General features: G+C 38.1%; 19 protein-coding genes and 6 tRNA genes. 15 read left to right on the top strand and 10 right to left on the bottom strand.

The window, feature by feature from the left end; all coding sequences use genetic code 11:
- Positions 1-388: 388 nt before the first annotated feature.
- From H5160_RS09355 to H5160_RS09335, 5 genes are all read left to right on the top strand, one after another.
- Complete coding sequence (locus tag H5160_RS09355) at positions 389-634, top strand: OadG family protein (protein WP_002961940.1); 246 nt, start codon at positions 389-391, stop codon at positions 632-634.
- Positions 635-645: 11 nt separating this feature from the next.
- Entirely contained in the window at positions 646-2,427 is a 1,782-nt protein-coding gene (gene oadA / locus H5160_RS09350; RefSeq protein WP_138489620.1) for a sodium-extruding oxaloacetate decarboxylase subunit alpha, read from the top strand.
- Between the two features lie 13 nt (positions 2,428-2,440).
- Positions 2,441-3,571 carry a sodium ion-translocating decarboxylase subunit beta gene (locus H5160_RS09345; protein WP_002961942.1) on the top strand — a complete coding sequence of 377 codons (1,131 nt, stop codon included), beginning with the start codon at positions 2,441-2,443 and terminating at the stop codon, positions 3,569-3,571.
- 143 nt (positions 3,572-3,714) lie between these two features.
- Complete coding sequence (locus H5160_RS09340) at positions 3,715-4,686, top strand: aldo/keto reductase family oxidoreductase (RefSeq protein ID WP_182682380.1); 972 nt, start codon at positions 3,715-3,717, stop codon at positions 4,684-4,686.
- Positions 4,687-4,699: 13 nt separating this feature from the next.
- Positions 4,700-4,876, top strand: coding sequence for a hypothetical protein (locus H5160_RS09335; RefSeq protein ID WP_182737294.1), 177 nt, complete (start codon positions 4,700-4,702; stop codon positions 4,874-4,876).
- Positions 4,877-4,966: 90 nt separating this feature from the next.
- Here the strand turns inward: H5160_RS09335 and H5160_RS09330 are convergent, their stop codons facing one another.
- Positions 4,967-6,280 carry a peptidoglycan DD-metalloendopeptidase family protein gene (locus tag H5160_RS09330; protein ID WP_024597684.1) on the bottom strand — a complete coding sequence of 438 codons (1,314 nt, stop codon included), beginning with the start codon at positions 6,278-6,280 and terminating at the stop codon, positions 4,967-4,969.
- A gap of 323 nt (positions 6,281-6,603) precedes the next feature.
- On the opposite strand from H5160_RS09330, the gene tyrS reads away from it, so the two are divergent.
- Complete coding sequence (gene tyrS / locus H5160_RS09325; protein ID WP_007585427.1) at positions 6,604-7,803, top strand: tyrosine--tRNA ligase; 1,200 nt, start codon at positions 6,604-6,606, stop codon at positions 7,801-7,803.
- Between the two features lie 64 nt (positions 7,804-7,867).
- Here the strand turns inward: tyrS and H5160_RS09320 are convergent, their stop codons facing one another.
- The 4 genes from H5160_RS09320 to folE2 form a co-directional block, all read right to left on the bottom strand.
- The gene (locus H5160_RS09320) at positions 7,868-8,812 is read right to left on the bottom strand and encodes a regulatory signaling modulator protein AmpE (protein ID WP_182673998.1); all 945 of its coding nucleotides are present in this window, start codon (positions 8,810-8,812) and stop codon (positions 7,868-7,870) included.
- On the bottom strand, positions 8,813-9,520 hold the full coding sequence (gene mtnN, locus H5160_RS09315; RefSeq protein ID WP_024597687.1) for a 5'-methylthioadenosine/S-adenosylhomocysteine nucleosidase: 708 nt from the start codon (positions 9,518-9,520) through the stop codon (positions 8,813-8,815).
- Between the two features lie 122 nt (positions 9,521-9,642).
- Complete coding sequence (locus tag H5160_RS09310) at positions 9,643-10,239, bottom strand: DUF2726 domain-containing protein (RefSeq protein WP_002962552.1); 597 nt, start codon at positions 10,237-10,239, stop codon at positions 9,643-9,645.
- 115 nt (positions 10,240-10,354) lie between these two features.
- Positions 10,355-11,275 (bottom strand): GTP cyclohydrolase FolE2, encoded by a 921-nt coding sequence (gene folE2, locus H5160_RS09305; protein ID WP_024597688.1) that lies wholly within the window; start codon positions 11,273-11,275, stop codon positions 10,355-10,357.
- 231 nt (positions 11,276-11,506) lie between these two features.
- Between folE2 and arcB the strand changes: the two genes are divergently transcribed.
- Positions 11,507-13,825 (top strand): aerobic respiration two-component sensor histidine kinase ArcB, encoded by a 2,319-nt coding sequence (gene arcB, locus H5160_RS09300; protein ID WP_039486381.1) that lies wholly within the window; start codon positions 11,507-11,509, stop codon positions 13,823-13,825.
- A 16-nt stretch (positions 13,826-13,841) separates the two neighbouring features.
- On the opposite strand, the gene arcA is transcribed toward arcB, so the two are convergent.
- The 4 genes from arcA to trmB all read right to left on the bottom strand — a co-directional run bounded on the left by arcA (position 13,842) and on the right by trmB (position 18,627).
- Positions 13,842-14,558, bottom strand: a complete 717-nt coding sequence (arcA, locus tag H5160_RS09295) for a two-component system response regulator ArcA (protein ID WP_002962549.1) — start codon at positions 14,556-14,558, stop codon at positions 13,842-13,844.
- Between the two features lie 499 nt (positions 14,559-15,057).
- Positions 15,058-16,662 (bottom strand): sensor histidine kinase, encoded by a 1,605-nt coding sequence (locus H5160_RS09290; RefSeq protein WP_182737292.1) that lies wholly within the window; start codon positions 16,660-16,662, stop codon positions 15,058-15,060.
- Positions 16,663-16,813: 151 nt separating this feature from the next.
- On the bottom strand, positions 16,814-17,839 hold the full coding sequence (rsmC, locus tag H5160_RS09285; RefSeq protein ID WP_024605357.1) for a 16S rRNA (guanine(1207)-N(2))-methyltransferase RsmC: 1,026 nt from the start codon (positions 17,837-17,839) through the stop codon (positions 16,814-16,816).
- A 62-nt stretch (positions 17,840-17,901) separates the two neighbouring features.
- Complete coding sequence (gene trmB, locus H5160_RS09280) at positions 17,902-18,627, bottom strand: tRNA (guanosine(46)-N7)-methyltransferase TrmB (RefSeq protein WP_007582957.1); 726 nt, start codon at positions 18,625-18,627, stop codon at positions 17,902-17,904.
- A gap of 161 nt (positions 18,628-18,788) precedes the next feature.
- On the opposite strand from trmB, the gene mutY reads away from it, so the two are divergent.
- A complete protein-coding gene (mutY, locus tag H5160_RS09275) occupies positions 18,789-19,850 on the top strand; it encodes an A/G-specific adenine glycosylase (protein ID WP_182711833.1) in 1,062 nt (353 codons plus the stop codon).
- Between the two features lie 35 nt (positions 19,851-19,885).
- A complete protein-coding gene (locus H5160_RS09270; protein WP_002962543.1) occupies positions 19,886-20,158 on the top strand; it encodes an oxidative damage protection protein in 273 nt (90 codons plus the stop codon).
- Between the two features lie 46 nt (positions 20,159-20,204).
- Here H5160_RS09270 and H5160_RS09265 read toward each other — a convergent pair whose 3' ends face one another.
- Positions 20,205-22,982: a hybrid sensor histidine kinase/response regulator gene (locus tag H5160_RS09265; RefSeq protein ID WP_182737290.1), complete on the bottom strand. Its 2,778-nt coding sequence runs from the start codon at positions 22,980-22,982 to the stop codon at positions 20,205-20,207.
- Positions 22,983-23,313: 331 nt separating this feature from the next.
- Here H5160_RS09265 and H5160_RS09260 point away from each other — a divergent pair.
- From H5160_RS09260 to H5160_RS09235, 6 genes are all read left to right on the top strand, one after another.
- Positions 23,314-23,389, top strand: a tRNA-Phe gene (locus tag H5160_RS09260).
- 71 nt (positions 23,390-23,460) lie between these two features.
- Positions 23,461-23,536, top strand: a tRNA-Thr gene (locus H5160_RS09255).
- A 51-nt stretch (positions 23,537-23,587) separates the two neighbouring features.
- Positions 23,588-23,663 (top strand) — tRNA-Phe (locus tag H5160_RS09250).
- A gap of 57 nt (positions 23,664-23,720) precedes the next feature.
- Positions 23,721-23,796, top strand: a tRNA-Thr gene (locus H5160_RS09245).
- 132 nt (positions 23,797-23,928) lie between these two features.
- Positions 23,929-24,004 (top strand) — tRNA-Phe (locus tag H5160_RS09240).
- Positions 24,005-24,106: 102 nt separating this feature from the next.
- Positions 24,107-24,182, top strand: a tRNA-Thr gene (locus H5160_RS09235).

Genomic DNA, 24,182 nt, shown 5'->3' with positions numbered 1-24,182 from the left:
TACGCTTTGTTATGTAAGTTATTCACACTGTTGCAAATAACTGCTAAATGTTCACTAAATAAACTTATTTTGGTAAGACCAATTAGCAATTGGTGTGTGGCTTTGCATTTTATATTAAGAATTAGTGTTTATTTTTACTTAGCTTGATAGTTAATTAACAACTTCCATATAACTATTAGCTATAGTCGTTATTTCTTGTATGTATTGTAGAGCGCGTGATTGCTGAGTTATAGCATGTAAATTAATTGAGTGTTATGTTGTTTATTGTTTAATTGGTTTTACCAATTTACAAGATGTAGACAAAGCGATTAGTTTTGTTATTATCCAGTGAATAAATATTTAATTAAATCGATTTTTTATTTTCGATATGGGTTTCAAGGGGAGAAAAATGGATATAGGTGCTCTACTCACAACGGCTGGTAACTTAATGCTTACTGGCATGGTTGGGGTGTTTGTATTTCTGTCGATATTAATTGGTGCAGTAACGCTTATGTCTAATTTGGTGACGCGCTTTAGCGAACCTGACGTGGCGACACCAGTTAAATCACCATCTTTTAAATCTCAAGGTGTGCCTAATGAGCACATCGCTGCTATTAGTGCTGCCATTGCTCAGTACAAATCAAATAATAAATAAGGGGCACACACATGGCTAAATTAAAATTAACAGAATTGGTATTACGCGATGCTCACCAATCATTATTAGCAACGCGTATGCGCCTAGACGATATGCTACCGATTGCTAGCAAATTAGACGATGCGGGTTATTGGTCTATTGAATCGTGGGGCGGTGCTACATTTGACTCGTGTATTCGTTATTTAGGCGAAGATCCTTGGGAGCGTATTCGTGCACTAAAAAAAGCGATGCCTAATACTAAACAGCAAATGCTATTACGCGGTCAAAACTTATTAGGTTACCGCCATTACGCTGATGACGTAGTTGAAAAATTTGTAGAACGTGCACATAAAAATGGCGTTGACGTATTTCGTATATTTGATGCAATGAACGATGTTCGCAATCTAGAAACAGCTATTAAAGCGGCTGTAAAAGTAGGCGCTCACGCTCAAGGTACTATTTCGTACACAGTTAGCCCAGTTCATACACTTGATATGTGGCTAACTCTTGCAAAGCAGCTTGAAGATATGGGTTGTCACTCAATTTGTATTAAAGATATGGCGGGTTTATTAAAGCCGTACGATGCTGAAAAACTAATTAAAGCACTTAAAGAAACTGTATCTATTCCAATTGCTATGCAGTGCCACGCTACAACAGGTTTAAGTACTGCTACTTACCAAAAAGCAATTGATGCTGGTATTGATATGCTCGATACCGCTATTTCATCAATGAGTATGACTTATGGACATTCTGCAACTGAAACTATTGTATCGATAGTTGAAGGGACTGAGCGTGATACTGGGCTTGATTTAAACCACCTAGAAGAAATTGCTGCTTACTTTAGAGATGTACGTAAAAAATATGCGGCATTTGAAGGTAGCTTAAAAGGGGTTGATGGGCGCATTTTATTAGCTCAAGTACCTGGTGGCATGCTTACAAACATGGAAAACCAACTTAAAGAGCAAGGCGCAGCCGATAAGCTTAATGAGGTTTTACTTGAGATCCCACGTGTACGTGAAGATCTTGGCTTTTTACCTTTAGTAACACCAACGTCGCAAATTGTTGGCACTCAAGCGGTACTTAATGTGCTAACGGGTGAGCGTTATAAAACAATTACTAAAGAAACTGCTGGCGTATTAAAAGGTGAATATGGCTTAACACCAGCACCAATGAATAAAGAGCTACAAGAGCGCGTGCTTGATGGCGCGGAAGTTATTACTTGTCGCCCTGCTGATAACATTGCACCTGAGCTTGCAACGCTTGAAGCTGAGTTATTAAAAGAAGCACAAGAGCAAGGTTTAACACTTGCTGATGATCAAATTGATGACGTATTAACTTATGCATTATTCCCACAAGTTGGTTTGAAGTTTATTAAAAACCGCAACAACCCAGATGCATTTGAGCCAGTACCTTCTGTTGAAGATAAAAGCAGTAAAGCACCTTCTAAATCAGTTTCAAATAATAACAAAGTGAAGGCTGAGCAATACAGCGTAAAAGTAGATGGTAAAGTTTATGACGTAGTCGTAGCGCAAGGTGGTGAACTTAAGGAAGTAACATTAAAAGACTCTGAGCACATTCCTCAATCTGCTTCGGTTGCATCAGGTGAAACACTTAACGCGCCTCTAGCCGGTAATATTTTTAAGATTAAGGTAAAAGCTGGGCAAGTTGTTAACGAAGGCGATGTAGTGATTATTATGGAAGCCATGAAAATGGAAACTGAAATACGCGCTACGCATACCGGAACAATTGCTGAAGTGTTAGTTAGTGAAGGCGATGCTGTAACTACCGGCGACGCTATGATTGCATTAGCTTAGGAGTAAATAGAGGATGGAAGGTATTTTAAACCTCTGGAATGCGACAGGCATTGCTAACTTTACAATCCCATCGTTAATAATGATTGCGGTAGGGTGTTTATTACTGTTTTTAGCGATAGCTAAAGGCTTTGAACCACTATTATTACTACCTATTGGTTTTGGTGCAATTTTAACAAATGTACCAGTGGCAGGTTTGTCAGACCCAGGTGGGCTTTTGTACTACGTTTATTATGTGGGTATTGATACGGGGATTTTTCCGCTGTTGATATTTATGGGAGTAGGGGCGCTGACCGACTTTAGCGCACTTATTGCAAACCCACGTATGTTGTTATTAGGTGCGGCTGCACAGTTTGGTATTTTTGCTACATTGTTTGGCGCTATATTACTTAACTATGTGCCAGGTTTTGAATTTACTCTACAGGACGCATCGGCTATTGCCATTATAGGTGGTGCCGATGGGCCAACAGCAATATTTTTAGCATCAAAACTGGCACCTGATTTACTAGGCGCAATAGCAGTAGCTGCGTATTCATATATGGCACTTGTGCCAATTATTCAGCCGCCAATTATGCGTGCATTAACAACCCCAGAAGAACGTAAAATAAAAATGCCAGAGCTTCGCAAAGTATCTAAAAAGGAAAAGATTATTTTTCCTCTTATGGTGCTTAGTTTAACGGCTATGTTTTTACCGGCTGCTATACCGCTGGTAGGTATGTTTTGTTTAGGTAACTTAATGCGAGAGTCGGGTGTTGTTGATAGATTAAGTAACAGTGCTCAAAACGAAATCATTAATGTTACAACTATATTTTTAGGCTTAGCTGTTGGTTCAAAGCTTGCTGCAGATAAGTTTTTAACTGTTGAGACGATTGGTATTTTAGTGCTTGGCGCACTGGCTTTTGCAATTGGTACGGCATCTGGCGTATTTATGGCAAAAGGACTTAACCGTATATCTAAAACGCCTATAAATCCATTAATTGGGGCGGCAGGTGTATCGGCTGTGCCAATGGCGGCACGTGTAGTTAATAAAGTTGGCCTTGAAAGTAACCCACATAACTTTTTACTTATGCATGCAATGGGACCCAACGTAGCGGGTGTACTTGGTAGTGCAGTTGCTGCGGGTATTTTATTAGCACTTGTTGGCTAAAAATGTAATTTAAAATAGATTAACCATTAAGCGCAGTTTACTGCGCTTTTTTTTTGTTCTTAATTTCTTCACCGCTAAATGGTTTCTTGTTCAGCACTTTTTGTTTACAGTAACAGCTCTTCAACATTTTAAGGATAGTTATCATGCTTCACACGCCTTTAGCAAAGCACTTGCCTCACGTTAGTAAACTTGTATTTGGATGTATGGGTCTGGGAGGCGGTTGGAATAAAGACGCAATCACTGATGCACATGTTAAGCAAGCTCATGAATGTATAGATAACGCCATTGAAGGTGGTATTAATTTTTTTGACCATGCTGATATTTATACTTTTGGTAAAGCAGAGCAGGTTTTTGGTAAAGCATTAAGTGAGCGGCCAGAGCTTAGAGAGCACATGTATATTCAATCTAAGTGTGGGATTCGATTTGAAGATGACTTAGGGCCAAAGCGTTATGATTTTTCCCAAAAGTGGATTGAGCAGTCAGTTGAAGCATCATTAAAACGATTAAATACAGATTATTTAGACGTACTTATGCTGCATCGCCCTGATCCACTCATGGAAGTTAACGAAATTGCTCGCATATTTAGTTGCTTAAAAGAAAGCGGTAAAGTGCGCAATTTTGCAGTATCGAATATGCAGCAGCACCAAATGAACTTTTTACAGCACGCACTTGATATGCCGATTGTGGCTAACCAAATTGAGGCTAGTTTACAAAAACATCAGTTTGTTGATGAAGGTGTATATGCCGGTAACAGTGACGGTAAAGATCTTAATTTTACACCAGGTAGTATTGAGTACTGTCGACATTTTGAAATCCAAATTCAAAGCTGGGGTAGTTTATGCCAAGGCTTGTACAGCGGTAGTGATTTATCAAACGCATCTCAGGCAGATATAAACACCAGTCTTTTAGTTAATAAGCTGGCTGCACTTTATGAAACCTCTGCTGAGGCAATTGTACTTGCATGGTTGCTTCGCCATCCCGCATCTATTCAGCCAATTATTGGAACAACTAATGCTAAACGGATTAAAGCCTCTTGTGATGCTGTAAACGTAGAGCTAACTCGTGAGCATTGGTATGCACTTTATGTAAGCGCTAAAGGCCACGAATTACCATAAGTAGGGCGTTAATATGAACATATTCGTTATTTTAATTGGTTTGTTTGTTGCGCTGGCGATACTTATACCCTTGCTTGAAAAGTATCAAAGTAAAATAGGGCTCAACAGCGCAACCAAATACAGTAAATATATTTGGCCATTAGTGATGGTGTCTTTGGTTATTCAGCTAATTTATGTATTAATGTATTAATGTACTGATGTACTAATGGTTTATAGCGTATACAAAAAAGCCTTTGCAGGTTAAACCTGCAAAGGCTTTTTTAATGTTTATTGATAAACTTTATTTAAGTGCTAACTGTAGCTCGCGATTGCGCTCAAGCTGGGCAATAAAGTTATCAGCAATAGGTTTAAACTTGGCAAGTTCTGAGCGAGGTAATGGCTCTGACTTAGGAAGTTTTACAGTTTTAGGATTACGGTGAACGCCATTTACTAAAAATTCATAGTGCAAATGTGCACCAGTAACACGACCTGTAGAACCTACAGTACCAATTTGTTGGCCCTGTTTAACTTTTTGGCCCGTTTTAACTAGCTTCTTATTTAGGTGTAAGTACTTAGTTACATATTGCGTGCCATGGCTAATAAATACGTAGTTACCGTTGTACTTGCTGTAACCGGCTTTAATTACTTTACCGTTACCAGATGCAACAACTGGTGTGCCAGTGCGTGCAGCAAAGTCGATACCACGGTGCGCTCTAACTTGCCCAGTAACAGGGTGTAAGCGGCGAGGATTAAAGCTCGAACTAATATACTTAAAGCTTACAGGTGCACGTAAAAATGCTTTTTTCATGCTACGCCCTTCAGGCGTATAAAAATTGCCATCGGTATGGCGAATAGCTGCAAAGCGCTGACCTTGGTTTACAAATTCAGCTGCAATAATTTTACCAGTACCAATAAACTCGCCATCAACATAGTGAGACTCGTAAATTAAGCCAAATACATCGCCTTTACGAATGTCGTTTGCAAAATCAACATCCCAACCAAATATGTCAGCAAAGTTCATTATTTGGCGTTCGCTTAAACCTGCTGCAATTGCTGAAGTCCAAAAGTTATTAGATATTTCGCCGCCAGCGGTTTTGGTTAGCGTTTCAATTTCTTTGCTATCAATAGCTGTATCGTAGTTACCTTCTTCGTTTAAGGTAACAAATAAAGTATCGGTTTTTGAAATCACATAGCGCAGTTGAGCTAAGGAGCCATCTTCAGCTGTCGCAAAACTAAGTATTTCACCTGGGTGAATTTTAGTCAGCTTGCGAGTCTCAGCATTAGTGTTAATTAGTTTATGAAGCGTTTGAGCCGAAAAACCAGCACGCTTAAAGATAATTGCTAAATTGTCGCCATTTTTAACTTTATGATCGACAAAGTCGTATTCTGGTAACTTTTCTGCTGCTTGCTCTGAATTTAACTCAGTTAATTTTTCGTTGTTATCAACTTTAACTTGTAACTCATAGCGCTTACCAATTTCTAGTGCATTTGCACTATTGTCTTTGGATGCAGTGGCTTTTTCAGAAGGAAGAAAGGCTAAGCCAACAATAGCAGAAACCAAACCTAGAATAAGCAATTTGTGTTTTTTGGGGAGCGTGTGAACCACGTGAACCATAACGTGCCTTTTTCTGCTGTCAAGATAATAAATACATAATATTGCAGGATATACTTAATAATGTACGAATACTAGTGTTTTGTAGATTTAAACTGACCTTAAACTACGCTAAAATCGGGCTTAGAAAGCCTTTTTTAACGCTCTACCTAGCTAAGACTCAATTGATTTAGTTTAGTTGCATGAATCACTTAAAAAGTTGTTTTAATTAGGTAGAAATTTGTTATGTTAGCTACATCTATTTATTCGGTTTAAACCTTTATTAAACCGTGACTACGCAAGTAACTAGTCGCCCCTTCGTCGGCAGAATTTTGGAGTAATACACAGTGGATTTACAAACCGCTCTAGCAGAGATAAAACGCGGTGCAGAAGAAATATTAATTGAAGACGAACTAGTTGAAAAACTAAAGTCGGGCAAGAAGCTAAAAATAAAAGCAGGCTTTGATCCTACAGCGCCTGATTTACACTTAGGACACACTGTACTAATTAATAAAATGAAAACCTTTCAGGATTTAGGTCATGAGGTTATTTTCTTAATTGGTGACTTTACTGGCATGATTGGTGACCCAACGGGGAAAAACGTAACGCGTAAACCACTTACTCGTGAAGACGTACTAGCCAATGCCGAAACATATAAAGAACAAGTATTCAAAATTCTAGATCCTGCTAAAACCACTGTTGCATTTAACTCTACTTGGATGGAAAAGTTAGGCGCTGCAGGCATGATTAAACTTGCTGCAAACCAAACCGTAGCACGTATGCTTGAACGTGATGACTTTAAAAAGCGTTATGGAAGCGGCCAACCAATTGCAATTCATGAGTTTTTATATCCACTGGTACAAGGTTGGGATTCGGTTGCACTAGAGTCAGATGTTGAACTAGGTGGTACTGATCAGCGCTTTAACTTGTTAATGGGCCGTGAGCTACAAAAAGTAGAAGGTCAAAAGCCGCAAACAGTATTAATGATGCCATTACTTGAAGGTACTGACGGCGTTCAAAAAATGTCTAAGTCGCTTGGTAACTACATTGGTATTACTGATGCACCTAACGATATGTTTGGTAAAATAATGTCAATTAGTGATGTGCTAATGTGGCGTTACTACGACTTATTAAGTGCGCTTTCTATTGAAGAAATTGCAGCTCAAAAAGAACGTGTTGAGCAAGGTACGAATCCGCGCGATATTAAAATTGAACTAGCTAAAGAGCTAATTGCTCGTTTTCATAGTGAAGCTGATGCACAAGGTGCACATGATGATTTTATTCAGCGTTTTCAGAAAAAAGCGTTACCAGATGAAATCCCAGAGCTAACAATCACTATTGCAGAAGATACTATTTTAATTGCTAACTTGCTTAAAGAAGCAAATTTAGTAGTAAGTACATCAGAAGCAATGCGTATGATTAAGCAAGGTGCAGTTAAACTTAACGGTGAAGATAAAATCACTGATACCAAACTTGAAATAGCAAAAGGCACAACGGCTATTTACCAAGTAGGTAAACGTAAGTTTGCAAATATTACTGTAGCTTAAGCACATTTTAAAAACTAAAAAACCAGCCTCGGCTGGTTTTTTTTGTGCTCGTATTTTGAGCCCTTTAAATCAATTTTAATATTTCAATGCTGGCTATTACTAACAACCAAAATACACGGGCCTGATTTAACCTATTAATTATTACAGGTACATCCTCGGGTGTAGGTAGTCTATCAGTGCCAATACGCATTTTATTAAAGCGAGTACCTAAATAAACTGCAGGCCCGCCCAGCTGCACGCCAAGTGATGCAGAACATGTGCTTAAGAGCCAGCCTGTATTTGTTTGATAAAAATGCCTGCCATAATGCTTTATATAATGCATGCTTTGTTTGCTTGCTCGACTTGCTGCAATAGTTAAAGCGAGTAAGCGCATGGGAATGTATTCAATAATAAACAAGAGTGTTTTAAGCGGTTTTAAAAAGTAACTATTTGGGGGGATATCACTACGCCATGCTTGTTGTATTAAGGTAAGTAACCGATAGGCAAGGGCAGCAATAGGACCAAATGCTAAAAATATAAATATGACTACGAAATAGTATCGAGCGGTGCGCAGTATTAAGCTCTCAATTAATGCTTTGATAATACCAGCAGATGAAAGTCTATTAACTTCACGGGCAAGCAGTGGTTTTAGTAATTCGCGTGCTGTGGATTTTTGATTTTGTTTAGTTAGCTTTGCAATGCGAAGTGCTTTTTTATCAATGCTCTTACTTTCTAGGCATAAATATAAAATAAGGCCAGCGAGTAATTCAGGATAAAAAGCAAACTCGAGTAGTAACACTACAATAATGAGAATAACACTTAAAATAAGTGAGCTTGCGAGGATAGCTGCCAAATATTGATAGCTTTTAGGTTCTTTGCTTTTGTATATACGTTTGCCAATAGCACTAAAAACAGCATTTAACGCCGTATTAGGATGATACCAGCTAATAAGGGGAATAAAGCGCTCAGCAAGGAGCGCTAGTATAAAGGCAATAAAGTCCAAGTGATTTTGAACAATATTGCTAAGCATTTACAGAGATACTGCTGTAAGCTTTTCTAAAAGTGCAACAACCATTTTAGATGAGTTGATTGATGCTGTTTCTAGGTATTCTTCAAATGATTGTGGTGACTCTTTACCAGCAATATCAGACATTGAGCGAATTACCACAAATGGTGTGTTTAGCGTAAAACACGTTTGTGCAATTGAAGCGCCTTCCATTTCAACAGCAAGCATTGTAGGAAAATCACTACGTGCTTTATCAATGCGTATAGGGTCACACATAAATGTGTCACCAGTACAAATTAAGCCAACGAGTGTTTTAACATCACTGATTTGTTCGATAGTTTGCTGTGCTGCTTCAACTAATTTAGGGTGTGCTGCAAAGCCTGCCGGCATTTGTGGTACTTGGCCAATTTCGTAGCCAAAAGCAGTTACGTCTACATCGTGGTGACGTACTTCTGACGAAATTACTACATCGCCAACACTAAGAGAAGGATCGAATCCACCGGCTGAGCCTGTGTTAATTATGCAATCAGGTTTGAAGTTATCGATCAGTAAGGTAGTTGCAATAGTTGATGCGACTTTACCAATACCAGATTGAACAAGTGTCACCGTGTTACCAGCCAACTCGCCAGTATAAAAAGTGAAACCTGCTTTAGTTAAAATTTGTGGGTTTTGCATAGCTTCACGTAAAATTTTAACTTCTGGCTCCATTGCGCCAATAATACCAACATTCATAAAGTTTAATTCCTGAGTTTGAATCACTTGATTATACGTGAAGTTAGCAATAAAAAACAAAAAAGCGAGCTTGTTTATGAGCTCGCTTTAAATACTTTTTAGGAGAGTATTTAATTCGTTTTTTAAATTTCAGCTAACGCGGTGGTTTGCGCTTTAGCTTGAGAAGGTGAAAGTACCGCTGGCTTATGTGAGCGATTACGAACAGGGCGCTGAGTTTGTGTTGCTGCAGGCTTACCAAGTTTAAACATAATTGCATCGCGTACTTCAGAAGGGCGGTAGCCCGATTTAACTTTCATACGAATATGTGGAATGCCCGCAGACTCTAGTGCACCGTTTACAAACCAGTCGCGTTGAGCTTTGTGGCCATCTTTGTTGGCATTGTTAACTAGGTCAACAGCAGCAATGATTGTTAGTTTTTCTTTATCGATTAAAACAAAGTCGAGTTGCTTATTTTTAGCTTTAGCTAAAGCAGCACGTTTAGACTTTACTGAAAGGCCTTGCTTACAGTCAATAACGTCGATTAACTTAACGCGACTAACAATTTTATATTGATCGCCAACAGCACGCTCTAGAAGATTTAAAAAAGCGCCTTCAACCTGCGTAAAAACAGTTTGCTTGCGAGTAAAAGGATACGGGTTTCCGCCATCGTCATTAAATTTTGACGCAACAACAGAGGCCCCGACAACTAATACTAGGATTAATAATAAAGCGAATTCCATACGGTAACTCCATAACAACAAATTGACACTGCTCAAACAAAGCAATTTACGTGCCTAAAAAGTATGGGTTATAAAATAATTACCGGCTGGTTTACAAGCAATAGCTACACAGCGATTAAGCTTTGTAGCCTCCTTTAATACCTTTTACTGCAATAGCTACAGCATCGTGTGCATGCAGTGACTCATAGTGGTTTATTTGCAGCCAATAATCACTGTAATGGTTTGCCTCTAGCAATGCTTTAATTTTACGCGCTGCATCTTCACAAAACATAAGGTTTTGACCATTCAAACGGGCAAATTCTTGCTCATCTTCACGTTTTACTGCTGCTTGTACTGGTGTTTTAAGCTCAGCTTCAAGAGTGTTAATTAGCGTAACTACGTCAAATTCTTGAATGTTGCTATCAAGCTTTACTTTTACGTTGGCAATAGAGCGCTGCGAGTGGGGAGTCGCTACAATACCTTGTGTAGTGCCTAGCCATTCGTGCACATCTTTTTGGCTCAACGTTTCTTGGTTAAACTTTTCGTTAAACGCGTTTTGTATAAGCTGGCGCGCAAGTGCAGCAGAGCATGGGCACGTTGAAGAATAAGTAACATCTACGGTTAGCTCGTAGCTAATAACGTTATTTTCAATTGTACTGGTAAGTACAACTGGGTAGCTTTTCCAGCCCGCTTTGCCACTTAATAGTGACTTACGGCGTAGCGGTAATTCAAATTTAAATTCAATTTGTGCTTTATTGCTCAGCCCTTCGTGGCTAGTTATAAAGGTATCGAGTGCCTGCGCTATTGTTTGCGGATTGACTTGCTGCTCGGTTGAAAGCAGATCAAGTGCCAAAAATAGACGTGACATATGAATGCCTTTGGCATCTTCTTTATGTAAATTTACAAATGCACGAGCTTTGGCGTTTACTGTAACTGGAGATAAGTCTCGGGATTCAAAAATAAATGGCAGTTCTATTTCGCCCATGCCAACCCAGTCTAATTTACCTGTTTGTAAAGCGGGTGCAGTGTCTGCTATATCTGGCATATTGGTTTGCATGTGCGCTACTCGTATTTTGGGGATAATAAAGCGGGGCATTTTACACTAAATAATTTATTGCTGAAATGATGAGTTTAATAGATGAGCTAAATCAAACATGAAAAATTCTGTTTTTATCGCACAACGTGAGTAGTGGTAGGAGAAAAATGCTAAAATCTGGGAAAATGGTATGTTTATACATACGCATTGCCTTCTTTATATTAAGTACACAGCTAAGAGATAAAATTACGTATGACCGATTATTCTTTGAGCCCTTGGGCTCGGGTACTTTCCAGCTCAATAACGCGATTTGGTGAATTTAAAACCGCTGCTATTTGTTACACTTTATTTTTAACTGTATCTCTTATTTTATCGAGCATGTTTTATTATGTGGCGATAGGCGAATTACACCTGGTTGATATTTTAGCCGTGGTATTTTTTACGGCTGTAGTTTCTCCTTTAATTATAAGTGTGTTGCTTAATTCAATTCGACAACTAGATGCCTCATATGCTTATTTAGATAGCGCCACCAAACAAGAAAAGCTTTTAAATCAAACCCTAAAAGATAACATTAACCGTCTAAACATCGAAATTGATGAGCGTAAAATGGCATTTCATGCCAAGCATCGCGCTATCGAAGAACTACGACGAGAAATTGCTGAGCGTAAAAAAACACAACAAGAACTTGCTCAACAAAGCATGCTGCAGCGCTCAATAGTTGATTCATCTCCTGATTTATTTTATTACCGCGATAACAATGGCGTGTTTGCTGGTTGTAATAAAATGTTTGAAGAAGTAATGGGCAAATCAAGTAGCGAACTAATTGGCAAAACGGTTGAGCAGATATTTCCTAGCCACTTTTTATCTGAAGTTTTGAAAACCGATAAAGAAGTAGAGCAAAGCCATAAAGCACTAACCATTGATGTGGGTTATGAGGTAAATGGCGAAACGCGTTGGTTTGAGCTGCGTAAATTACCTTTTATAAATGATGAAGGTGATTACATTGGTCTACTGGGCTTTGGTCGTGATATCACAAGTCGTAAGGAGGCCGCTCAAGCGCTCGAAACGGCCTATAAAGACAAAGGTAAGTTTATTGCCACATTAAGCCATGAACTACGTACACCGCTCAATGGTATTGTTGGTTTAACACGAATGCTGCTTGATACTGACTTAAACAAACAGCAGCGTAGTTGGGGTAATACTATATTTTCGAGTGCTGAAACGCTCGGCAATATTTTTAACGATATTATTGATTTAGACAAAATAGATAGAGATCAGCTCGATATAGTGACCAACTCTATTAATGTATCAGACTTTATAAATGACGTTGTTAACTTTGCGGGCTTAATCGCGGAGCAAAAAGAGCTAGAGTTTGATATTAAGCGCAATGGGGTGCTGGATATTTACGCACAGCTCGACCCAACTCGCTTACGCCAAGTTGTTTGGAACTTAATTAATAATGCCGTTAAGTTTACACAGCAAGGAAAGGTAACACTTGAATGTAGCCGAGAAAACAGAGTTGAAGGCCCATGGTTAGTTATGAAAGTATCGGATACCGGCCAAGGTATTCCGCCAGAGCAGCTTGCTCATATATTTGATATGTATTACAAAGCGCCAGATTTAAAAGGGACTAACGCAATAGGTTCCGGTATTGGTTTGGCTGTAACTAAGGCACTTGTAAGTGCGATGAAAGGGATAATTACAGTAAATAGTACTGAGGGCGAAGGAAGTTGCTTTACAGTTCAAATACCGCTTAGTCTATGTGTAGCACCAACAGAGCAAAGTTATGTTGGTCGTGGTTTGTATATTTTACTAGTAGAAGATGTACCTCTTAACGCCGAAATTGCTACAAACTTATTAGAGCAACGCGGGCATGAGGTGTTGTGGGCTGAAACCGGTGAAGATGCACTCTCGTTTGTCGAAACCGAAGATGACTTAGATTTAGTATTACTTGATATGCAATTGCCAGATATAAATGGTGACGTAGTTGCCAAGCAAATACGCTCAGATAGTCATTTTGATAAACTACCTATTGTGGCACTTACGGCCAATGTTCGTAGTGCTGAAGAAGAGCTTGAAGGTATATCAATACAAGGGGCGCTTGCTAAACCAATTAACACAGTGAAGCTTGATAAAATGCTGGCTGATTTATTTGGAATTAAGCAAAGTGAATGCACAGAGCCACTGTTAAAAGTAAGTGAAGAAGCCCTTAAAGGCATTGATGCACACTTATTAGATATAGAAACAATAGAAGACTTTGTCAATTCAATGGGCTTAGTTGTGTTTAGACGCAGTAGTCAGCTATTCGAAAAACTAAGTCCACAATATCAGCAAGAGTTACTTACTTCATTAAATACTGGTGATAGAGAAGAATATGAATCAGTAGCGCATAAACTCAAAGGGGCGGCTGGCTCAGTAGGTCTTAATGATGTGCAGCTTCATGCCAAAATAATGGAACATGGTGCTATTGATGAATCTGATGAGGTGTTAAAGCAGTGGTTAGATATTCTGGCAGATAAAATAAATGAAGGACAGAAAGCCCTTCATTTATTTTTACAGCAATTAGAGTGAAACTAATTAGCTCTAATTAAGCGTCAATTTTACCAATGAAACGGTAACCTTCACCATGGATGGTGCTGATTAACTCAGACGTTGAGTTATCACTTTCAAAATGCTTACGAATGCGACGAATAGTAACGTCAACAGTACGGTCATTTGCGCGAAGCTCACGGCCTGTCATATGCTTAATTAATTGCTCACGGCTAAAAATGCGACCTGGAGAATCAAGCATTAAACGAAGTGCTCTGTACTCACCTTTAGGTAAACGTTTAGCGTCGCCATTTGGAGAAGTAAGACAACGGCTGTTTTCATCAAGTTCCCAACCATTAAACGTAATAACACCATTTGTTTCTAGTGCTGACTCTTCACCACCTAAGGCAGTACGAGTAATAAGGTTGCGAGCTCTGATCGTTAATTCACGCGGGTTGAATGGTTTAGTAACGTAGTCATCTGCGCCAATTTCAAGACCTAAAATACGGTCAACATCGTTGTCACGACCTGTTAGGAATATAAGACCTACTTTACGCTTTTGGCGTAATTCACGGGCTAAAATAAGACCGTTTTTACCAGGAAGGTTGATATCCATAACTACAAGATTAACGTCATCGTTATTTGTAAGCTTGTCATGCATATCATCGCCATCAATGGCTTCAATAACTTTGTACCCTTCAGCTTCAAATAAACTAACTAGGTTCAGTCGAGTTACGTCTTCATCTTCTACGATTAGAATGACTGGCGTTTGCATTATTAATTAACCTTTTGGAATATATTATTTATAAAAAATCGGTGACTAATTTATAACCGATTACTAGAGATTATAGGATTATACCCATTTGTTAACAAGGAAAAAACAAATTGGATAAAAATAAAACAGTAGGGTGTCCAAAGTCTACTAAAAAAGGGCAGTGCAAAAACTACTGTTTAATTGATATATACATGGATGTAGCTATTTGAATCATAAAGTCGAAGCCATTTTCCTTTGATAATTGACATATCATTCAATTAAACAAGGTACTTAAAATAATCAGACTAATTCAAAGCAAAACTATATCACTTTTTAACCTTTTAACCTTTCATCAATGTATGTGATACAGCAAAGATAAAAAAGTTCATAAATCGCTTGGTAATATTTATTTAAAGCAATTAAATAATGTTACGCACTTATCACATGCCTCATTAATGAGGTCATTAAATGCTAATTCAAGGATAAATTTTAAATATATGCACTTTTTAATGATCTTTATTTAAGGAATAGTAATTATAAAGCGAGCACCGCGTTTTTCTTCAAGATCAAACATCACTCTTCCGCCAAGTGCTTGTGTTACTAGGTTATAAACTAAGTGCATGCCTAAGCCACTTGCGCCTTGCCCGCGCTTTGAAGTTACGAATGGGTCAAAAATTCTATTTTTAATGTTTTTGTCAACGCCCTGACCATTGTCAGAATAAACGATTGTTAATTTTTTCCCGACGAGTTCTACGTCAAAGCGAATTTCATTGTTTTCTTTACCTATAAATCCATGAATTACAGAGTTCATAAGTAACTGCTGAAAAACTTGTTGTAGAGGTTCAGACTTACTATGAATAGCCAAGTCGGTCGGACAGTTGATAGTTACAACAGGCTTTTTGGGCAATAATTCAGATTGAATCGATGTTAAAACATCACTTATTAATTTGTGCACATTAATATAGGTATTTACACCGTCATCTTGAATAACCGCTACTTTTTTAAAGTTAGATATAAGGTCAGCTGCACGATTTAAGTTGCGGTAAATTAAATCTAAGTTTTCAATACCTTCATCTATAAAGCGTTTTAGATGGCTTGAGGTAAGTTTTTTGTCATCAAAGCTTTGCTGTATGTCTGCTAGTTTATCTCTAAGTAACGTAGAACCGGTAATACCTAGCCCTATTGGTGTGTTAACTTCATGGGCAACACCTGCAACCATTTGCCCTAAAGATGCCATTTTTTCGTTTTCAACAATTTGTGTTTGGTATTGATGCATCCGCTCAAGAGTTGATAAAAGCTCTTGATTTGCCTCTCTAAGGGCGATTGTTCGTTGGTTTACTTTTTCTTCAAGGCTTAGGTTTAGTTGTTTGATTTCTTGCTTATCTTTTTCGTGGCGTTCAAGTTGTTTTTTTGTACGCGTAAGCATGATATTTAAACTATTTGAAAGAGCACTTATTTCTTTTACATCAGTTACTGGTGCGCGTGCATTGTAGTTATGATTTTTAGACACATCCTGCAATAACATGCTTAATTGCTCTATTGGCTTAGCTATACGTCGTTGAACTTTAATAGCAATAAAGTAAACAACCGCCAGAATTAATAATGTTAATAACACGTCTATTAATATTTTTCTCTCAATATAGACCTCTAAACTCTCGAGGCTTCCTCGCATATACACATAACCTACTACTTGTTCGTTATCGTAAATAGGGCGGGTTAGCTCAATATGGTCACTCGTAATTCGTGGTGTTTTTAGCTCTTCTACACTGTCTATTCTCAGTGGCACAGGAGGTGTTTTTTTAGCATTAAAGCTAATAAAGAAAACAGGCTTTTGGGATGCTTTTTCTATTGAGTAAATATGTATGTTTTTTACAAGAGGGATCTTTTCAAATGACTTGAGGCGTTTTTCTTCTGTTTTACGATCATCTTCAATTACCGATTGCCCAGCATCAAAAGCTACAATTTCAGAAAGAATAACAAGCTTATTAACTATTAATTGCTTTTGTTCTTTCACGCTTAAATACGTAGAGATAGAAATAGATAACGATAAGCAAATAGCTGTAATAAGCATGATCAAATTAATGAGTGCTTTTCGAATGCTACTTTGATGAACTTTTTTAGGCATTATTTCATTATCGCCTGAGTTAATTTTAATTATTTAGAGTTTTAGTTTAGCAAAGACGTGGAAAAATGAAGGAAAAAAACTAAATTAATTCTTATATTTATTCGAAAGTTAGCTTGAGCACGTTTGTGCTCAATCATTTTACAAATTTAAATTAGCTGCTATATACAGCAAATTTATTGTTCTTAAATACAGTTTGATAGCTTTCAAACTGAGTTTCTAAAATAGGCGGGTACTTTAAAAAGCTGTTAGCAACAATATTTAGTTTCCCTAATTTAGTTAAATGCTGTTTTGCATTAGCTAAAAATGTTTCTGCTACTGTGTAGTCGGTTGCAATACCAGTATGAAAAGGTGGATTGCTAATAATTAAATCAAACTTGCCATTAATGCTTTTAAGGCCGTCACTTAATATAGCCTCACCATTGATGTTGTTAAGCTTTAGGGTTTGCTGTGTTGCATAAGTTGCCAGCGCACTTACATCACTACACACAAACTCAAGTGCTGGATTATGAAGCCCTAAAAAAGTTGCTATTAAACCAGCGCCACAACCAAAGTCGAGAACTTTGCCTTGCTTAATTGTCGGTGCGTTTTCCAGTAGAACTTTCGTTCCTATATCTAAACTACCGTGATTAAACACTCCAGGAACACTAATAGCTGTAAATTCAGTGTCGGCAACATTAACAACAAACTTTTTATGGTAAGTCGTAATATCAAAGTGAGGGTGCTTAGAAATTTCAGCAAATGAGTAAAGAACGCAGTGCTTAGCTGAATCAATCTTGTTACTAAACTCAGCCTTACCAGCTAATTGCTTTTCAATTGACTTAACACCACTTTTGTTTTCACCTACTACTAATAGTTCGGCATCATCAGTAATAGCAGATCGAATATTATCAAGTGCCATTAATAACTCTGGTTTTGATTTAGGGTAGTAAAGAATAACTAAATCGTAGTCGTTACCAGGTATTGTGTGGCTTACATGAACATCAACATCTTTGGTGTTTTTAGCAAACTCTCCGTTAGCATGGTTGTAGCTAAACGCAGTTACTTTGCTTTGCGGATTAAGTCTTTTAAGCTCTGTTAAAAAGCCATCTTGAACAAAGTTGACCACCAAGATAGATTTTCCCGTTAGTGCCTCGCTATTACGAAGTAACAGTAAACTTGGGTTGGTTAGTACGCTCATAAATGGCTTTGCCTTACAGTATATTTAGTTTTATAAAAGTAAAAGTGAGTAATTAAATTTAATTATTCTGTGCGCTCAAACATTAAATCCCACACGCCATGACCTAGGCGATGTCCGCGCTGCTCAAACTTAGTAAGCGGGCGTAAATCTGGACGTGGAACATAATCATTTGTTTCTGATTGGTTTTTGAAACCAGGAGCTACGTTCATTACTTCGAGCATGTGCTCTGCATAGTTTTCCCAGTCTGTTGCCATATGAAAAACGCCACCCATTTTAAGTTGGGCTCTTAGCTTTTCAACAAACTCAGTTTGTACAATACGGCGTTTGTGGTGACGCTTTTTATGCCAAGGGTCAGGGAAAAATAGTTGTAGTGTTGTTAAGCTTTCATTAGGTATGCAATCTGCAAGTACTTCAACTGCATCGTGTTCAAAAATACGTAAGTTGGTAATGCCTGCTTCATCGGCATCCATTAAACAAGCACCAACGCCTGGGCGGTGTACTTCAATACCGATAAAGTTTAGGTGAGGGGCATTTGTTGCCATTTCGACAAGCGACTTACCCATACCAAAACCAATTTCTACTACTACATCGTTGTTGTTGCCAAAAACTTCGCTTAAATCAAGCATACCGTTTTTATGCTCTAGGCCCATTGTTGGCCAGCATTTTTCGATTGCAGCGGCTTGGCCTTTGGTTAATCGACCTTCGCGTTTTACAAAACTGCGAATGGTGCGGATGTATTTACCTTCTTGCTTAGCTTGCTCAAGGTTAGTGTTGCTTGATTCACTCATATTATTGGCCTGACAAAAACAATGTGTTTAAAAATGGTTGCATATTATCCCTGACCGAGGCCGCAATCACAAGTATTAGCTGGTTTTACACCCCGTATAGCTTGATCTTTTTGTTAACTGCAATAGACTGAGCCGCCATTGGGCATCAGTAAAAGTTAAAAATGTTGGATTTAAATAAAGAACAGTCACACTGGTTTTCTAATCAAGTTGTTGATTGGTATCACCTTCATGGGCGTAAAACACTCCCGTGGCAGCTAGGTAAAACACCTTATAAAGTGTGGGTGTCTGAAGTGATGCTGCAGCAAACCCAAGTTATTACTGTTATTCCATACTTTGAAAAGTTTATGCAAAGCTTTCCAGATATTATCGCTTTAGCTGATGCGGATGAAGACTTAGTTTTGCATCACTGGACTGGCTTAGGGTATTACGCTCGTGCGCGTAACTTACACAAAACAGCTAAAATAGTGCGTGACAAATACCAAGGTGAGTTTCCGAAAACACTCGATGAAGTAATGGATTTACCTGGAATAGGGCGCTCTACTGCAGGGGCTGTTTTATCATTGTCGCTTGGGCAGCATCACCCTATTTTAGATGGGAACGTGAAGCGAGTTTTAGCGCGCTATTTTATGATTGAGGGCTGGTACGGCGTTAAAAAGGTCGAAAACCAGCTTTGGCATTTATCAGAGCAGTTAACGCCTAAAGATAATGTTACTGAGTTTAATCAAGCTATGATGGATTTAGGGTCGAGCGTTTGCTCACGCAGCCGGTTTGATTGTGAGGCTTGCCCATTAAACTCAGGCTGTGGTGCTTTTAATGCAGGTAAAGTAAAAGAGTTTCCACATTCAAAACCTAAAAAAGCAGTTCCTAAAAAGAGTTGTCATCAGTTAATTATTCAGTGTGGTGATAAAGTGCTTATGGAAAAACGTCCTAACAGCGGTATTTGGGGCGGATTGTTTGGCTTTTTTGAATTTAATGAGTACGAAGAGCTTCAAATATTTTTAGCTCAGCAAGGCCTAGAGGCTAGTTTAGTAGAGCTTGAAGCGTTTATTCATGTGTTTTCACATTTTGAATTGAGGATTAACTCACATGTGCTTAATGTTAAGAAAACTCCTGATGTGGTAAACGATAAGCAATTAATCTGGTATCCGCTTGATCAATCAATAGAGGTTGGCCTAGCAGCACCAACTAAAAAGTTGGTTAAACAAATTACAGCAATAGTATAGAATAGCCCCATATTTAGCGTTAGAGAGAATCAATCATGGCACGTACAGTATTTTGTCAAAAGTTACAAAAAGAAGCCGAAGGGCTTGGCTTTCAGTTATACCCTGGTGAAATTGGTGAAAAGATTTTTAATAACATCTCTAAAGAAGCGTGGGCTCAGTGGCAACATAAACAAACAATGCTTATTAACGAAAAGCATTTAAATATGATGGACCCAGAACACCGCACATTTTTAGAAGAGCAAATGGTTGGTTTTTTGTTTGAAAATAAAGATGTAGAAATTGAAGGTTATCGACCGCCTGAAAAGTAATGTTTTAAATAAAAAAAGGGCTATTAAGCCCTTTTTTTATGTTTATTTATTCATTTAACTCATCTTCTTGCTCAGATATTTTAATTTGTTCCTTTAAAAATTGAGCAGCTTTAGAGTATTCAATTTCCAGCTTATCTCTTAACTCTATTAATTCATCGGTTGTGAGTTCACCTTCTTTACATTTATCTTCAAATGCACTTGAAAGTTCTGCCACCGTTTGGGCACCAATTGTCTTGGAGATCGATTTTAATTGATGACACCCTTCAATAATCTCATTTAAATCGTTAACCATAACGCCGGAATTAATACTCTTAATTAAGCCTTGGCTTTGTTCTAAATACATTTTGAAAAAACGAATTTGCTTAGCGTCATCACCGTTTACATATTTAGCAACAGCTTCCATATCAATAGGTAGTGCCATAGTTTGATGAATAACTACATTTGGGTTTTGGCTTTGTTTATCGCTCCAACGTTTTAGAGTTTCTTCTAACGCGTTTAGCTCTATAGGTTTGGTAATGAAGTCGTTAATACCTACCGCTAAACAGCGCTCTTTTTCGCCTTTAAGTGCGTTTGCTGTTACTGCAATAATGTAAGGCTGTGCATCAATCGATTCTAATAGCTCTGCTTCATTACGGATTTTTTCGACCATATCGTAACCCGACATTTTAGGCATGTGTAAGTCGGTTAAAATAAGTGAGTAATCACCTTTTCTCCACATATCTAGGCCTTCTTCACCGTTGTTCGCTATTTCAACGCCAAAGCCCAGTATATGTAGTTGATCGGTGAGGACTTGTTGGTTTAGAAGGTTATCTTCAACAAGCAAAACCAATTTGTTTGAATTACGTGCCTGCTCAACATTTAAATAGTTATTAAGTGTTTTGGTTTTTTTAATTTGCTTAGGTGTATGTAACCCTGCAGCCACCAATATAGAAAGCATAAAGTTAGATTTACATAGAGGAGAAGCATTAATATAAAAAATGTTTTTATGATTTATAGCTGCTTCATCAAGCTTACTTAGTACAACAACTTGTTGGTTATAGTCCTCTAATGAATAAAATAAACGTCTTAGCAGCGCATTAGTTTTATCCATATTGTCTATGCCATCAGCCACCCAAATAATATCTTGTGAATGCTGGTGCTCTTCAATTTCTTCTTCTGTGTGTGCATAAATTATTTTAGCGCCCATGAACGATAAATAACGGTACATTGTTTTTTCACGTTCTAGGTGATTACTAACTACAACAATTTGCTTACCATTTAATGCACCTTTATGTGCGTACTTAATTTTACCCGATGTGCTAAACGGCAGCTCTACTGTAAATTCACTGCCAATTCCGGTATGACTAGTTACATGAATAGTACCTAGCATAAGCTCAGTTAAGCTTTTACAAATAGAAAGACCTAAACCGGTGCCACCATATTCTCGGGTAATTGAGTTTTCGGCTTGAATAAATGGATTAAATATTTCGCGTAATTGCGCCTGCGACATGCCTTTACCGTTATCAGTTACGCAAAAGCGTAAGGTAAAGTGATCAGTGGTATTATGAACCACCTCTACTGATATTTTTACATGGCCTTGGGTTTTTTCATCAGTGCTAGTGAATTTAATTGCGTTGCTACATAGGTTATAAAGCACCTGACGTACACGCACACTATCACCGGTAAGGTTGACTGGAATATCTGGTGCTATTGCTAGTTCTAAATCAAGCTCACGTTTTTTAGCAACTGATGAGAGCACTCGAGCAACTTCTTCAATGGTATCGGTTACCGAAAATGGGATCGGGTCAATATTTAGCTTTCCAGCCTCAATTTTAGAAAAATCTAAGATATCATCTAAAATGCTCAATAAAGAAAATGCTGATTCACGAATAATTGTACTTAAACGATGTTGAGCGCCATCAAGTTCGGTCTGGCGCAGTAAATCAATAGTGCCTATAACACCATTCATCGGTGTTCTTATTTCGTGGCTCATTGTGGCTAAAAAGGTCGTTTTGGTTTCGCTTGCTCGCTCTGCTTTTAATGTGGCTTGCTCAAGCGCTATAGTACGATTTTGCACTTCGGCTTCTAGGCCATTTTGTAATTTATAAAGCTCTTTTTGTGCGGCGTCATTCTCACTCATCGCAGTCTGTACTTTTTGTAGCAGTAAGTTAATGTTTTTTGCCACTACACCTAAACCAATATCAAGCTGCTCATCAACACTACTATTGTAATTAGCATTTTCGGTGATTGCCTGCAGCTCTTGTGTAAGAGTGTCAGTACTTTTTCGTAAGCGACTATTAATGTACATATTAAACATTAAAGTAAATATAAATAATGCAGCTACGCTTGCTATCGCAATAATGTAGGCAATAACTTGAGAGTTTTGAGCGCTTAAAGGAGCGGTTGGTAGGTTTTGCTTAATAATAAGCTCGCCAATAGGTTGATCGTTTAACAGCAGTAAGTGATGTAGGATGCCTTCTTCTACTAGATGCTTTTCAGTTTTAATTGAAGCGATAGCAGGTTTACTGCTGCTATATACCAACTGAGTATCTGATGTAGCATTGAAGCGATATAGAGTATATTCAAAGTCATCATCTAATAACGACGTTAAATCAAGTAACTGCCTTACTTTACCTTGACCATACATAGTTAATGCATCAACCATAGGTAAGTCTAATCTATCGGCAAGCGTTACAATATTAACAGATGATGCAGGTTGGACTGTCTTAACTTCAGTTTGTGAATAAAATGAGTGGGCAATAATAGCAAGCGCTGTTACTGCAATATTTATGATTAAAAAAAGAGGTAATAAGCCTTTGACTGGCGATGAAAATTTACTCTGCATTGATAGTGTCCAATTGATGTGATTTTACTACGATAAGTCCCTATCGTACGTATCTAAGCTAATCGTAACATTTACAAAAAATAATTCACTACGGTTTTAGTCTGATTTATTTATATTTATAGTTCGATTTGTGGTAAAAATGAACGTTATTAATAAAAAATACACTGAGTTGTCTGAAAACCGTTCAAACAGTTATAAAGAATAAAAAAAAAGTTGACTTGTAAGGGCAAAACTCGTTTAATACGCCGCACGCCCAGATAGCTCAGTCGGTAGAGATGAGTGGGAATTGCATTAAAAATACTTTAAGATTTTTAATTAGCACTGTTTAAGTGCCTCGATAGCTCAGTTGGTAGAGCAGAGGATTGAAAATCCTCGTGTCCCTGGTTCGATTCCGGGTCGAGGCACCATTTATTAAAGTAGTGGTGTTTAATCAACAGTTTAAACATTATTACGCGTGCCTTAGCACACAGTTTTGTGTGCCGACTTAGCTCAGCTGGTAGAGCAACTGACTTGTAATCAGTAGGTCAACCGTTCGACTCGGTTAGTCGGCACCATTTATATAAAGTTAATTGTAAAGTATAACAATTAATTAGCACAGTTTATGTGCCTCGATAGCTCAGTCGGTAGAGCAGAGGATTGAAAATCCTCGTGTCCGTGGTTCGATTCCGCGTCGAGGCACCATTTACTTTAAGTTCTCAATCTTTAAAATTGAACGTGCCTTAGCACACAGTTTTGTGTGCCGACTTAGCTCAGCTGGTAGAGCAACTGACTTGTAATCAGTAGGTCAACCGTTCGACTCGGTTAGTCGGCACCATTTATTTAAAGTAGTTTGAAAAGAAAAACTGTAATCAGTAGTCTGTTCAAATTACCCGTCGACTCGGTTAGTCGGCACCATTTATTAAGTTAAAGGTTAATTTCGTTAATCTGTAACTAGCACAGTTTATGTGCCTCGATAGCTCAGTCGGTAGAGCAGAGGATTGAAAATCCTCGTGTCCGTGGTTCGATTCCGCGTCGAGGCACCATTTATTGAAAAGCCTTGCTTATGCAAGGTTTTTTTATTTTAAGTGCTTTATAAAAGTTCTCAATCTTTAAAATTGAACGTGCCTTAGCACACAGTTTTGTGTGCCGACTTAGCTCAGCTGGTAGAGCAACTGACTTGTAATCAGTAGGTCAACCGTTCGACTCGGTTAGTCGGCACCA

The organism is Pseudoalteromonas sp. SG43-4 (assembly GCF_014164325.1).
Taxonomy (GTDB): domain Bacteria; phylum Pseudomonadota; class Gammaproteobacteria; order Enterobacterales; family Alteromonadaceae; genus Pseudoalteromonas; species Pseudoalteromonas distincta.
This window is presented reverse-complemented; position numbering and strand designations above follow the sequence as displayed.